At 71.8% G+C, this 13,367-nt stretch carries 11 protein-coding genes and 1 pseudogene; 5 read left to right on the top strand and 7 right to left on the bottom strand.

Annotated features, from left to right (window positions below):
- Positions 1–191: 191 nt before the first annotated feature.
- Positions 192–1,586, bottom strand: a complete 1,395-nt coding sequence (locus tag NF20_RS09550) for a 16S rRNA m5C967 methyltransferase (RefSeq protein WP_023861217.1) — start codon at positions 1,584–1,586, stop codon at positions 192–194.
- Positions 1,583–2,530, bottom strand: a complete 948-nt coding sequence (fmt, locus tag NF20_RS09555; RefSeq protein WP_031347726.1) for a methionyl-tRNA formyltransferase — start codon at positions 2,528–2,530, stop codon at positions 1,583–1,585. The genes NF20_RS09550 and fmt overlap by 4 nt, the downstream gene beginning before the upstream one ends.
- A 157-nt stretch (positions 2,531–2,687) precedes the next feature.
- Here fmt and NF20_RS09560 point away from each other — a divergent pair, with 157 nt between their 5' ends.
- Complete coding sequence (locus NF20_RS09560) at positions 2,688–3,515, top strand: class I SAM-dependent methyltransferase (protein ID WP_011725430.1); 828 nt, start codon at positions 2,688–2,690, stop codon at positions 3,513–3,515.
- Positions 3,516–3,520: 5 nt separating this feature from the next.
- Here the strand turns inward: NF20_RS09560 and NF20_RS09565 are convergent, their stop codons facing one another.
- The 3 genes and pseudogenes from NF20_RS09565 to NF20_RS09575 all read right to left on the bottom strand — a co-directional run bounded on the left by NF20_RS09565 (position 3,521) and on the right by NF20_RS09575 (position 6,973).
- The gene (locus NF20_RS09565; RefSeq protein WP_003872548.1) at positions 3,521–4,006 is read right to left on the bottom strand and encodes a MarR family winged helix-turn-helix transcriptional regulator; all 486 of its coding nucleotides are present in this window, start codon (positions 4,004–4,006) and stop codon (positions 3,521–3,523) included.
- Positions 4,007–4,133: 127 nt separating this feature from the next.
- Positions 4,134–6,097 (bottom strand): annotated as a pseudogene (locus NF20_RS09570) (primosomal protein N').
- 84 nt (positions 6,098–6,181) lie between these two features.
- Positions 6,182–6,973, bottom strand: coding sequence for a lysoplasmalogenase (locus NF20_RS09575; protein WP_011725432.1), 792 nt, complete (start codon positions 6,971–6,973; stop codon positions 6,182–6,184).
- On the opposite strand from NF20_RS09575, the gene NF20_RS09580 reads away from it, so the two are divergent.
- Positions 6,972–7,934, top strand: a complete 963-nt coding sequence (locus NF20_RS09580) for an alpha/beta hydrolase (protein ID WP_011725433.1) — start codon at positions 6,972–6,974, stop codon at positions 7,932–7,934. The genes NF20_RS09575 and NF20_RS09580 overlap by 2 nt on opposite strands.
- 45 nt (positions 7,935–7,979) lie before the next feature.
- Positions 7,980–9,470 carry a flavin-containing monooxygenase gene (locus NF20_RS09585; protein WP_011725434.1) on the top strand — a complete coding sequence of 497 codons (1,491 nt, stop codon included), beginning with the start codon at positions 7,980–7,982 and terminating at the stop codon, positions 9,468–9,470.
- A 1-nt stretch (position 9,471) separates the two neighbouring features.
- Here NF20_RS09585 and NF20_RS09590 read toward each other — a convergent pair whose 3' ends face one another.
- Positions 9,472–10,338: an LLM class flavin-dependent oxidoreductase gene (locus NF20_RS09590; protein ID WP_011725435.1), complete on the bottom strand. Its 867-nt coding sequence runs from the start codon at positions 10,336–10,338 to the stop codon at positions 9,472–9,474.
- Between the two features lie 170 nt (positions 10,339–10,508).
- Between NF20_RS09590 and NF20_RS09595 the strand changes: the two genes are divergently transcribed.
- Entirely contained in the window at positions 10,509–11,492 is a 984-nt protein-coding gene (locus NF20_RS09595) for an Lrp/AsnC family transcriptional regulator (RefSeq protein ID WP_011725436.1), read from the top strand.
- A 9-nt stretch (positions 11,493–11,501) separates the two neighbouring features.
- Positions 11,502–12,068 carry a pyridoxamine 5'-phosphate oxidase family protein gene (locus NF20_RS09600; protein WP_011725437.1) on the top strand — a complete coding sequence of 189 codons (567 nt, stop codon included), beginning with the start codon at positions 11,502–11,504 and terminating at the stop codon, positions 12,066–12,068.
- A 75-nt stretch (positions 12,069–12,143) separates the two neighbouring features.
- Here the strand turns inward: NF20_RS09600 and metK are convergent, their stop codons facing one another.
- Entirely contained in the window at positions 12,144–13,355 is a 1,212-nt protein-coding gene (gene metK / locus NF20_RS09605; RefSeq protein WP_008258192.1) for a methionine adenosyltransferase, read from the bottom strand.
- Positions 13,356–13,367 lie beyond the last annotated feature (12 nt).

The raw sequence follows: 13,367 nt of genomic DNA on the forward strand, positions 1-13,367 counted from the left end.
CACATCCGGAGACCGTCCTACTCCGCTTCGCGGCGCAGCGCGGACGCGGCCAGGTCCATTTGTGTCGCGGCCGCCCTACCCCGCTTCGCGGCGCAGCGCGGACGCGGCCAGGTCCATTTGTGTCGCGGCCGCCCTACCCCGCTTCGCGGCGCAGCGCGGACGCGGCCAGGTCCATTTGTGTCGCGGCCGCCCTACCCCGCTTCGCGGCGTAGCGCGGCCGCGAACATTGCGTCGGTGCCGTGCCGGTGCGGCCAGAGCTGAACATGCGGCCCGTCGCCCAGGTCGGCGACCGGCTCGAACAGCGGCCGGGCGTCCAGCGCGCTGACCGGGTGGCGGCGCAACGCGTCGGCGACCACGCCGACCGTCTCGGCCAGGTGCGGCGAGCAGGTCGCATAGAGCACCACCCCGCCCGGCCGGGTCAGCGCGATCGCGGCGCCCAGCAACTCGCGCTGCAGCTTGGTCAGCGTCGGCACGTCGCCGGGCTGCCGCCGCCACCGGGCCTCCGGCCGGCGGCGCAGCGCCCCCAGCCCGGTGCACGGCGCGTCGACGAGCACCCGGTCGAACGCCGGCTGCAGGCCGGTGTGCCGCCCGTCCACCCGCAGCACCTCGACCGGCAATCCGCGGGTGTTCTCGACCACCAGGTCCGCGCGACGCGGCGCCGGCTCGACCGCGGTGACCCGGAACTGTGGCCCCGAAAACCTTTGGGCGCCAAGGGAAGCCAGCAGAGCCGTCTTGCCGCCCGGCCCGGCGCACAGGTCCAGCCACCGTCCGCAGTCGCCGTCCACCGGGGCCAGCGTCAGCGCCCGGGCCACCAGTTGGCTGCCCTCGTCCTGGACCAGGGCCAGCCCGTCGCGCACCGGCGCCAGCCGGCCGGGGTCGCCGCCGGCCAGATACACCGCGAAGGGCGAGTGGCGGCCGACCGTGCCGCCCACCGCGTCGGCCAGCTCGGCGGCGGTCAGCGCGCCCGGTCGCGCCGCCAGATGCACCTGCGGTCGTTCGTCGTCGCTGGCCAGCACCGCGTCGAGTTCGGCCGCGGCGGCGCCCAGCGCGTCGGCGAAGGCCTGGGCGATCCACCGGGGATGGGCGTGCACGAACGCGGCGTGTCCGATCGGATCGCGGGCCGGGTCCGGGGCTAGCTCCTGCACCCAGGACCGCTCGTCGCGGCCGGCGATCCTGCGCAGCACCCCGTTGACGAAACCTGCTCGCGCCGAGTCGAATTCGATGGCGGCCTGCTCGACGGTGGTGGACACCGCGGCGTGGGCATCCACCCTGGTGCGCAGCAACTGGTAGGTGCCCAGGCGCAGCAGGTCGAGCAGCACCGGGTCGATGGCTTCCGGCGGGCGCCCGGCCGCCGCGCCGATGACCGCGTCCAGCAGGCCCCGGGTGCGGCAGGTGCCGTAGGTCAGCTCGGTGGCGAATGCGGCGTCACGGCCGGTGATTCCGCGCTCGCGCAGCAGTGCGGGCAGCGCCAGGTTCGCATACGCGTCGCGCTCGCTGACCGCCCTCAACACCTCGAAGGCCGCACCCCGGGCCGGGTCCAGCGGCCGGCGCCTCTTGCCGCGCCCCCGCTGCTGTGGCCGGCTCATGTGGCCCGCGCCGCGGGATCGAGCCGGGCGCCGCGCGCCCAGTCCACGGCGTTCATGAATTTCTTTCCGGGCGGCTGGATTTGATCCAACCGCACCGGATCGGATGCGGTGCCCACCCAGACGCTCTTGCGGTCGACGTGAATTGCGCCGGGCGGCAACGGTTCCGGCGGAGCGGGCAGGTCGGAGGCCGCGCCGAGCCGCACGGGTCCGAGTTTGATGCGCAGGTCGCCGATCACCGTCCAGGCGCCCGGGTTGGGCGTGACGGCGCGGATGCGGCGCTCCACCACCGGCGCCGGCAGGTCCCAGCGCACCCGGGCCTGCTCGACGGTGATCTTGGGCGCGATGCTGACGCCCTCGGCTGGTTGCGGTCGCGGCGTCAGCGTCGAGTCGGCGATGCCGTCCAGGGTGGCGGACAGCAGCTCCGCGCCCGAAACCGCCAGTCGCGCAAGCAGTTCCCCGGCGGTGTCGGTGGGGCGGATCGCCTCGGTCACGACCCCGTAGATCGGGCCCGAGTCCAGGGCCGGCTCGATCCGGAACGTCGTCGCCCCGGTGATGGTGTCCCCCGCCGCGATGGCCGCCTGCACCGGCGCCGCGCCGCGCCAGGCCGGCAGCAGCGAGAAGTGCAGGTTGATCCACCCGTGCGGGGGAACCGCCAGCAGCTCGTCGCGCAGCAGCGCGCCGTAGGCCACCACCGCGCAGCAGTCCGGCGCCAACTGCGCCAGTTCGGCGACGAATTCGGGCGAGTTCGGCCGCGCCGGCCGCAGCACCGGGATTCCGCGGTCGAGCGCCTCGCGGGCCACCGGCGACGGCTCGGGCTTGCCGCGCCGGCCGGAAGCGGCGTCGGGCCGGGTCAGCACGGCGATCACCTCGTGGCGCGGCGAGTCGAGGAGGCGACGCAGCGCCGGCAGCGCGGGTTCGGGCGTACCGGCGAAGACGAGGCGCACCGGCACAGTCTAGAAAGCCCCGGCGAAGTACGGCCGCGGCGTCGCACAGAAATTGCGTGCGTACACTATTGCTTGTGGCTACTATTGCTCAGAGCAATTGTTTGTCCGGGGTGGTCCCACCTCGCGACATCGCCTTTCCGTCCCACCAGGAGGCCAGATGACCCTCGACACCACCACTGCCGACGCTTCGGTGGCCGCCCGCCATCGCACGGTATGGGCGCTGGGCGACTACGCCCTGATGGCCGAGGAGGTGATGGCCCCGCTGGGTCCCACCCTGGTCGAGGCCGCCGGGATCGGGCCGGGCGTGCGGGTCCTCGACGTCGCCGCCGGCTCGGGCAACATCACGTTGCCGGCCGCCGCCGCCGGCGCGTCCGTCGTCTCCACCGACCTCACCCCCGAACTGCTGCAGCGGTCGCGGGACAGGGCCGCCGGCATGGGGCTGACGATCGACTACCGGGAGGCGAATGCGCAGGCGCTGCCGTTCGGCGACGGCGAGTTCGACGCGGTCGTCTCCGCGATCGGCGTGCAGTTCGCCCCCGACCACCAGCGCGCCGCCGACGAGCTGGTCCGGGTGTGCCGGCCGGGCGGACGGATCGGGCTGATCAGCTGGACCCCGGAAGGCTTCTTCGGCCGGATGCTGGCCACCATTCGGCCCTACCGTCCCAGCCTGTCGCATCCGGTGCCGCCGGCGGCGCTGTGGGGCCGCCCGGGTTATGTGCGCGCGCTGCTGGGCGAGCGGATCGGCGAGATCACCACCGCGCGGGGCATGTTGCCGGTGAACCGGTTCGGCAGCGCCGAGGACGTGCACGCCTACTTCAAGCAGCACTACGGCCCGACGATCGAGGCGTACGCGAACATCGGCCACAACCGGGTGCTGGCCGCCGAACTCGACGCCCAGCTCGTCGAACTCGCCGCGCAGCACCTCAGCGACGGCACCATGGGCTGGGAGTACCTGCTCGTCACCGCCGAAAAGCGAAGCGGCTGAACGGTTTACAGGTCGATCTCGGCGTCCAGGTGGACGTCGGGCTCGCCCCCGGCAGCGGTGAAGGCGGTCAGCGCGCGCACCAGGCCGTGCCGCTCCGCGGGCGGCATCTTCGCCACGATGGCCGCGATCTCGGCGCGCCGGTGCGCGGTGACCTGGTGCACCACGTCGCGGCCGCGGGTGGTCAGCGCGGCGAGCAGCTCGCGCCGCGAGGTCGGGTGCGGCAGGCGGTCGATCAGCCCCGCGGCCACCAACCGGTCGACCATCCGCCCGGTGGCCGACGGTTGCACACCCAGCAGCCCGGCCAGGGTGGCCAGGTTGACCGGGCCGCGGTTGGACAGGATGACCAGGGTCCGGAACTGCGGGATGGTGATGGTCTCGTCGACCTGCCCGACCGAGCGGGCCGAGATGGCCATCAGCAAACGGGAGGCCGTCAGCAAAGCGTCGGTGATCGCGTCCAGCGACTCGTCAACCGTGGTGTGGTCCGCGGCCATATCGCCCCTCTCGGGATGGTCTCCGGCCTGTCGGCGGCGAAGGAAAGAAAGTGTAGCAACCTTCTAATGTCGTAAACAGTGATTATTGCATGCGCATACTATCGCCTAGGTTAACGGTTTGTGGCGGTCAGCCGATGTGCAGCGGGTCGATCTGCACCCTGGCCGGTTCGTGGGTTTGCCGGGCGCTGAGCACGCCGACGCCGCGGCGCAGCGCCGCCGCCAGCGCCAGGCCGTCGCGGCGCGGCACCCGCACCAGCATCCGGGTCACCGGGGCGCCGGGCGGGGTTCCCGCCGGGCGGCGCGCCCCGGGCGGCAGGTCCACCGGCCCGAGCAGGTCGGCGTGCAGGGTTTGCCCGCCGGTCAGTCCGGCCTCATCCAGCAGCGCGTTCACCGCGGCCGGGGTTCCGTCGACGGCGGCCATGTGCACGCTGGGCGGCAGCCCGACCTCGGCCCGCGCGGTCAGCTCGGATTCCGCGTGGCCCACCGGATCCCAGCGGATCAGCGATTGCACGGTGGGAAGCGACGTTTCGGCGACCACCATCACCACCCCGCCGTCCCCGCGGGGCCGCACCAGCGCAGCGGCGGTCATCCAGCGCCACAACGCGTCCTCGGCCGCGCGCAGGTCCTGCCGGCCCAGCAGCGCCCAGGTGTCCAACAGCAACGCCGCCCCGTAGTCGCCGCGCGCCCGCGGTTCGGCCCCCGGCGTGGCGACCACCAGCGCGGGCCCGTCGGCGACCTCGGGCACGACGGCGTCGCCCGACGAGGTGATCACCGTCGTGCCCGCAAACGCGCGGCCGAGCTCCTCGGCGGTGCGGCGGGCGCCGACGACGACGGCGCGCACCGCGTCGGAGCCGCACCGCGCGCACCGCCGCGTCGGGTCGACGCGCCCGCACCAGCGGCAGACCAGCCCGCCGCCGCCCTCCCCGGCGACTCGGCCAGCGAGAGCGGCCCCGTGCAGTGCCGGCAGCGGCGATGGTGCGGCAGCGCGCGCAGGCCAGCGACGGGACGTAGCCCCGACGCGGCACTTGCACCAGCACCGGCGCCCGTGCTGCAGCGCCGAGCGGGCCGCGCGCAGCGCGACGGACGGGATGCGCGCGGTGCGCGCCGCCGGGTCGCGCTCGTCGGCGTAACCCGTGTCGTCGAGCGCGATCACCCGCGGGGTGCGGGCCCGCACCACCGGCCGGGCGGCGACGATGTCGTGCGCCCAGCCGCTGCGCACCAGCGCCTGGGCCTCCGCGGTGCGCGCGTAACCGCCGATCAGCGCGGCGCAGCGGGCCTGGTGCGCGCGCAGCATCGCCACCTCGCGGGCGTGCGGATAGGGCGCCCGCGGCTCGGCCAGGCTGTCGTCGGCGTCGGCCCACACCATCACCAGGCCCAGGTCGCTCAGCGGCGCGAACACCGCGCTGCGGGTGCCGATCACCACCCGCGCGCTGCCGCGCAGCGCCGCCAGCCAGCGCCGGTACCGGGCGGCCGGGCCCAGCCCGGCCGACAGGGCGACCACGCCGGCCGCGTCGATGCGGGTCGTCACGGCGTGGCTGAGCGCGTCCAGATCGCGCTGGTCGGGGACGATCGCCAGCACCGACCGGCCGGCGCGCACGGTCTGGGCGGCGGCCTCGGCGAATCGGTCGGTCCACGGCTCGCCGGGCAGCGCCTGCCAGACCGCCCGGGCGGCCCGCGACTCGGCCAGCGCGGCCAGGAACTGGGCGCCGCGGCCGTAGCCTTCCCAGCCGGACGGGTCGACCGGCGCCGGCATCGGTATGCCGGCCGCAGCCCGGGCCTCCCGCTCCACCCTGGCGTGCCGGCCGGCACCGCCAGCCGCAACACGTCGGGGCGGGTACCCGCGTAGCGGGCCGCCACCGCGTCGACCAGCCGCCGGATCTCCGCCGTCAGCACCGGCTCGGGCGACACCACCCGATCCAGCCAGCCCAGCTTGCCCTGGTGGTCGGTGTCGTGGCGGCGCTCCAGCAGGAACCCGTCGACCAGCCGGCCGTGGAAGCGCACCCGCACCCGCACGCCGGGCTGGGCGTCGTCGGACTGCTCGGCCGACACCAGGTAGTCGAATTCGCGGTCCAGGTGCGGCACCGACAGCATCGGCAGCACCCGGGCGATGGGTTCCACCTCGACCGGCGTGCGCGGACCCGGGCTCACGGCCGCCCTGGGCCGCGAAACGCGTTGCTACTCAACGGGTTCCACGGCATCACCGATCGCGTCGCCGGTCGCTTCGCCGGCCGCGTCGCCGGCCGCTTCGCGACCGAAGAAGAATCCCGCCGTGATCAGGATCTGGGCCGCCGCGTACGCCCACCAGATCGGCACCGCCAGCGCCTCGTTGCCCAGGATGAACCGGCCGATGGCGATCATCGAGTCCGACGCCGCGAAACACACCGCGCCCACCGCCGTCCAGATCGTCGGCAGTTTCGCCAGCAGCGCCGCGCACACCATGGCGGTCAGCACCACGATGTACAGCGTGACCGGCAGCGTCAGCTTGTCCGGGCCCAGACGCGGCCAGAACCAGACCAGCAACCCGATCGACGCCAGGCACATCAGGACCGCCGCGGCGATCCGCGGCGTCGACGGCCGACCGGGCCCGGACGCGCCGGAGGGCAGCGGGACCAGCGGCAGCAGGACGCCGATGAAACACATGTGCGCGAACAGAAACGCCGCCAGGCCGACCAGGAAGGACAGCGTCCACCACGGCAGGGCGAGCACCCAGTCGCCGACCGCCGACAGCAGCAGCGCCGGCATCAGCCAGCGCCGCTCCCGCACCTGTCCGTGCCCGGCGGCGGCCAGCGTCAGCAGCAACGCCATCGAGGCCTTGAACGCCGGCTGCAACACCCAGTGCCCGGTCAGCTCCACCCCGGGCGGGGAGCGCAGCGCCAGCACGGTCAGATAGATGCCGTAAGCCAGGGCCACCCAGCCGGCCACCACCCAGGCGCCGGCGACCAGACGGGGTGCGTACGGTACCTCCATGCCCCGCTTGGACAACCCTGCCGACGAGAAACCCGGGATCGACCCCATCCTGCAGAAGGTACTGGATGCGGTTCCCTTCCGGCTATCCACCGAGGACGGAATCGACGCGGCCCGGCAGCGGTTCCGCGACCTGCCGCGCCGGCCGCTGCATCCCGAGCTGCGGGTCGAGGACCGCACCATCCCCGGCCCGCAGGGCGCGATCGCGGTCCGGATCTATTGGCCGCCAATCCATTCCGAGAGTCGCCCGGCGCCGGTGGTGCTGTACTTCCACGGCGGCGGTTTCGTCATCGGCGACCTGGACACCCACGACGGCACGGCCCGCCAGCACGCGGTCGGCGCCGGGGCGATCGTGGTGTCGGTGGACTACCGGCTGGCCCCCGAACACCCCTACCCAGCCGCGGTCGAAGATGCTTGGGCCGCAACGCTTTGGGCGGCCGAGAACGCGGCCGGGCTGCACGGCGACCCGGGCCGGATCGCCGTGGCCGGGGATTCGGCCGGCGGCACCCTCGCCGCCGTGACGGCACAGCGGGCCCGCGACCGCGGCGGGCCGCCGGTGCGGTTCCAGCTGCTGTGGTACCCGTCGACCATGTGGGACGCCTCGCTGCCCTCCTTCGCCGAAAACGCCACCGCGCCGATCCTCGACGTCAAGGCCGTCGCCGAGTTCTCCCGGTGGTACGCGGGCGATGTCGACCTGTCCGACCCGCCGGCCGACATGGCGCCGGGACGGGCGACGGACCTGAGCAATCTGCCACCGGCCTACATCGGGGTGGCCGGGTATGACCCGCTGCGCGACGACGGCATCCGCTACGGCGAGCGGCTGGCGGCCGCAGGTGTCGCCGCGCAGGTGCACAACGCCGAGACGCTGGTGCACGGCTACCTGGGCTATGCCGGTGTGGTGCCGGCGGCCACCGCCGCGATGGAGCGCGGCCTGGTCGCGCTGCGAACCGCCCTGCAGGGCTGAGGCCCGGGCGTACGGTGGATCCATGACACAGCCAGGCGGGCACCGATGAGCTCACCAGCAGTTCCCGACCACCACACGCTGATCATCGGCGCGGGATTCTCCGGCATCGGCGCGGCCATCAAGCTGGACAAGGCGGGGCTGCCCGACTACCGGGTGATCGAGGCCGGCGACGGGGTGGGCGGCACCTGGCACTGGAACACCTATCCCGGTATCGCCGTGGACATTCCGTCGTTCTCCTACCAGTTCTCCTTCGAGCAGAGCCGGCACTGGTCGCGCACCTACGCGCCCGGCCGCGAGCTCAAGGCCTACGCCGAGCACTGCGCCGACAAGTACGGCATCCGCTCGCGAATCCGGTTCAACACCAAAGTGTTAGCCGCCGAGTTCGACGACGAACAGCGGCTGTGGCGGGTGCAGACCGACCCCGGCGGCGAAGTCACGGCGAGGTTTTTGATCAGCGCGTGCGGCGTGCTGACGGTGCCGAACCTGCCCGACATCGACGGCGTGGACTCGTTCGCCGGCATCACGATGCACACCGCGCGGTGGGATCACGGCCAGGATTTGCGCGGCAAGCGCGTCGCGGTGATCGGCACCGGCGCGTCGGCCGTGCAGGTGATCCCCGAGATCGCGCCAATTGTCTCGTCGCTCACCGTGTTTCAGCGCACCCCGATCTGGTGTTTCCCGAAGCTGGACGTCCCGCTGCCCGCGCCGGCGCGCTGGGCGATGCGCTTCCCCGGCGGCAAGGCGCTGCAGCGGCTGCTCAGCCAGGCGTACGTGGAACTGACCTTCCCGATCTCGGCGCACTACTTCACGGTGATCCCGCTGGCCAAGAGGATGGCCGCGCTGGGACGCGCCTATCTGCGGCGGCAGGTCCGCGACCCGGCGGTGCGCGAGCAGCTCACCCCGCGCTACGCCGTCGGATGCAAGCGCCCCGGCTTCCACAACGGCTACCTGGCCACGTTCAACCGCGACAACGTGCGCCTGGTCACCGAACCGATCGACAAGATCACGCCCGACGCGGTGGCGACCACCGACGGCGAAACCCACGAGATCGACGTGCTCATCCTGGCGACCGGCTTCAAGGTGATGGACCCCGACAGCGTCCCCACGTTCGCGGTCACGGGCAGCGGCGGTCGCTCGTTGAGCCGGTTCTGGGACGAGCACCGCTTGCAGGCCTACGAGGGTGTCACCGTTCCGGGCTTCCCCAACCTTTTCACGGTGTTCGGCCCGTACGGTTACGTCGGCTCTTCGTATTTCGCGCTCATCGAGGCGCAGACCCATCACATCGTGCGGTGCCTCAAGCGGGCCCAGCGCCTGGGCGCTACCCGCGTCGAGGTGAGCGAGGAAGCCAACGACCGCTACTTCGCCGAGATGATGCGCCGGCGGCACCGGCAGATCTTCTGGCAGGACAGTTGCCGGTTGGCCAACAGCTATTACTTCGACAAGAACGGCGACGTGCCGCTTCGGCCGGGCACCACGCCGGAGGTGTACTGGCGCAGCCGGCGATTCGATCTCGACGACTACCGCTTCACCGGCTGAGTCACAGGCAACCGAGAATCGCGTCCGCGAGGTAGTCGAGCTGCTCGACCGAGGCGGAGGTCGGATGGAAGAGCAAGCGGTCGAAGCCGAGGTCCCGATATCGGCGGACGGTGTCGCGGGCGTCGGCTGCCGAACAGACCATGTCGGCGACGTTCACCTGGGCATACCCCGGCGCGAATGCGTAATACCGCGCCAGGTGGTCCCTTCCGGCCGCTACGGTCTCGGCCGGACCCAGCGCGAAATTCACCGATGCCTGGAGGTACGGGCGCGCGGGGCGGCCCGCGTCCTGCCAGCCGCTGCGGATGCGCGCCGCCACGTCGGCCTGTTCGTCATAGAGGCGCACCGCCCCGGCCGCCCACCCGTCGCCGGTGGTGACGACCCGGCGCACGGTGGCCGCGGACCGCCCGCCGAACAGCAGCGGAATCCGCACGGGCGCACCACATAAGGCGGTGCCATCGGCGAGAGGTTCGCCGGCCCAGAGGCTGCGCAGCCGCTCGACCTGCGCATCGAGGGCCCGGCCCCGCCGGTGAAAGTCGGCGCCGGTACCGGCATATTCGTCGCTCCGGTTGCCCACACCCAGTCCGACGGTTAGCCGACCGCCCGAGACCCGCGCCAGGCTGACGAGTTGCTTGGCCAGCGGGATGACCGGATACATCGGGGCCAGTAGGACATTGGTCACCAGGGTCAGTTCGTTGGTGGCGCCGGCCGCGGTGGCCAGCGCGATCAACGAGTCGACACCCGAAGAGAACAGCCGATCGATCGTCGCGACGGATTCGAAGCCGAGCTCTTCGCCGCGACGTGACCACTGCGCGACGGCGGGTCCGGGAACGTCGGCGATGTGGTTCGGCAGGCCGATTCCCAGTTTCACCGCGCTTCCTCCGCCGCCGGGATGGTGTTGCCGGCCTGTTGCATTGGGCGCCTCCGATGCCGAAAGTGTGTGGCTCCATGGTGGGCGGCACCGCACCTTTTAGCCAGCAGAACCGCGTCGGGCGTCAAAAACAGACCATCCATCGCGAATTCATGTAGATTTTTCCCACGATGGAGGCGCTGGACGGTCATATTCTGCACGCGCTGCAGCTGTCACCGCGCGCGCCCTTCCGGCGTATCGCCGAGGTCGTCGGCGCCGGTGAACAGACCGTCGCGCGTCGCTATCGCGCGCTGCGCCGCGACGGAGTGCTCCGCGCCGTCGGCGTGGTCAACCCGCGGGTATACGGCGAGTGCCAGTGGATAGTCCGGGTGCGCGCCAAGCCCGACGACCTACTCCGGCTCGCCGAGGCGCTGGTCCGCCGAGCCGATGTCACCCACGCCAACGTGTTATCGGGCGGCACCGAGCTGGTGTGCGTTGTCCGCGCTCCCCTGGACGACACCGAGGCCGGTCTGCTACACCGCCTGCCCCGCACGTCAACGGTCCTCGACATGCGGGTCGACTTGGTAATCAACGTTTTTGGCGCACCGATGCACGCGCACTGGACCGGACATGGACACGCCCTGGACGGGCACCAGGTCGCCGCGCTGCGGCCAGCGCACTGCGCACACCCGGATCGGCCCGTCGGACCGACGCCGGAGGATCAGCCGCTGCTGGATGCGCTGGCCGAGGACGGCCGCATTTCCGACAGCGCCCTGGCCGGGCTCACCGGGTGGTCACCGGCCCGCGTCAAACGCCGGATGGTCGCCCTGCAGGGCAGTGGCACCCTCTCCTTCGACCTCGACGTGCTGCCGGAGCGGCTCGGATTCATGCTGCACGCCATAATCTGGATATCGGTTGTGCCGCAACACCTCACGTCGGTGGCCGAGCAGATCGTGCGGCACGACGAGGTCGCGTCGGTCGCCACGGTCAGTGGCCCCGCCAACCTGATGGTCGTGGTGATCTGCCGCGACCCCGAACACTTCTACCGCTACCTTGCTGAGCGCCTGGCCAGCGTCGACCACATCCAGGCGTACGACGTCAGCGTCCGCAGCAAGCGGCTCAAGCAAGTCGGCTCGCTGATCGCACACGGCAGGTTGGTCCGCGCCGCACGCTAGGCTCGGCGCATGGCGAAGGAATTCGGAAGCATCGACGAATCGCTGCGCGACTTCATCCGCGAACAGGCCGTGTTCTTCGTCGCCACCGCGCCCTCCGAGGGAGGACGAATCAACCTGTCGCCCAAGGGATATTGCGACACGTTCGCGGTGCTCGACGAGCGCACCGTGGCCTACCTGGACCTGTTCGGCAGCGGCGTGGAGACCATCGCCCATCTGCGCGACAACGGCCGCATCACTGTCATGTTCTGCTCGTTCACCCGCAACTCGCGGATCCTGCGGCTGTTCGGAACCGGGCGGGTGATCCGGCCCGACGACGCCGAATTCGCCGATCTCATCACGCATTTCGGTGACCGGCATGCGGGGATCCGCGCCATCATCGTGGTCAATGTGGAGCGGATCGCCGACGCGTGCGGATTCGCGGTGCCCTACTACGAGCTGGTCGACGAGCGACCGGTCCTCAACGCGTATCACCACAAGGCCTCCGACGAGGCCTACACCCGGCTGATCAACCGCAACCGGCGCAGCATCGACGGGCTGCCCGCGCTCGATTCCGACCACCCGGGCCCACCGCGGTGACCCGTCGAACGTGACACTGTGGTCACGCTCGGCGCCGAGCGTGACTGCGACGTCACATTCGAGGCGGCGGCCACTCTAGATGGCGCGCTTGAGGTCGTCGACCTTGTTCAGCTGCTCCCAGGGCAGTTCGACGTCGGTGCGGCCGAAGTGCCCGTAGGCGGCGGTCTGCGCGTAGATCGGGCGCAGCAGGTCCAGGTCGCGGATGATCGCGCCGGGACGCAGGTCGAACACCTCCGGGACGATCTTCTCGATCTTGACCGGGTCGACGGTCGCGGTCCCGAAGGTCTCGATGAACAGCCCGACCGGCGCGGCCTTGCCGATGGCGTAGGCCACCTGCACCTCGACCCGCTCCGCGAGCCCGGCGGCGACGATGTTCTTGGCCACCCAGCGCATCGCGTACGCCGCCGAGCGGTCCACCTTGGACGGGTCCTTGCCGGAGAACGCCCCGCCGCCGTGCCGCGCCCAGCCGCCGTAGGTGTCGACGATGATCTTGCGCCCGGTCAGCCCGGCGTCACCCATCGGGCCGCCGACGACGAACTTGCCGGTCGGGTTGACCAGCAGCCGCGTCGAGGAGGTGTCCAGCGTGTCGTGCGCCAGGTCGTTGAGCACGGTGTTGAGCACCTTTTCCCGGATGTCGGGGGTCAGGGTGTTCTCCAGGTCGATGTCGGCCGCGTGCTGAGTGGAGATGACCACGGTGTCCAGCCGGACCGGGACGTCGTCCTCGAATTCGATGGTCACCTGCGTCTTGCCGTCGGGGCGCAGGTAGGGCAGCACGCCGTTCTTGCGGACCTCCGTCAGCCGGCGCGACAGGCGGTGGGCCAGCGCGATGGGCAGCGGCATCCGCTCGGGGGTGTCGTTGATCGCGTAGCCGAACATCAGGCCCTGGTCGCCGGCGCCCTGCGCGTCCAGCGGGTCGGCGGCACCCTCGACGCGGGTCTCGTGGGCGGTGTCGACGCCCTGGGCGATGTCGGGCGACTGCGCGCCGATGCCGATGTTGACCCCGCAGGACGCCCCGTCGAAGCCCTTGTCCGACGAGTCGTAGCCGATGTCGAGGATGCGCTCGCGGACCGTGTTGGTGATGTCGGCGAAGGCCTCCTTGGCCGTCGTCGTCACCTCGCCGACCACGTGCACCTGCCCGGTGGTCACCAGGGTCTCGACCGCGACACGTGAGCGGGGGTCCTGCGCCAGCAGGGCGTCGAGGACCGAGTCGCTGATCGCGTCACAGATCTTGTCGGGATGTCCCTCAGTCACCGACTCACTGGTAAACAGGCGACCCTTTTCGCTCATGCCAATCCTTCC

The organism is Mycobacterium sp. MAC_080597_8934, from assembly GCF_000523975.1.
Classification (GTDB): Bacteria; Actinomycetota; Actinomycetes; order Mycobacteriales; family Mycobacteriaceae; genus Mycobacterium; species Mycobacterium avium.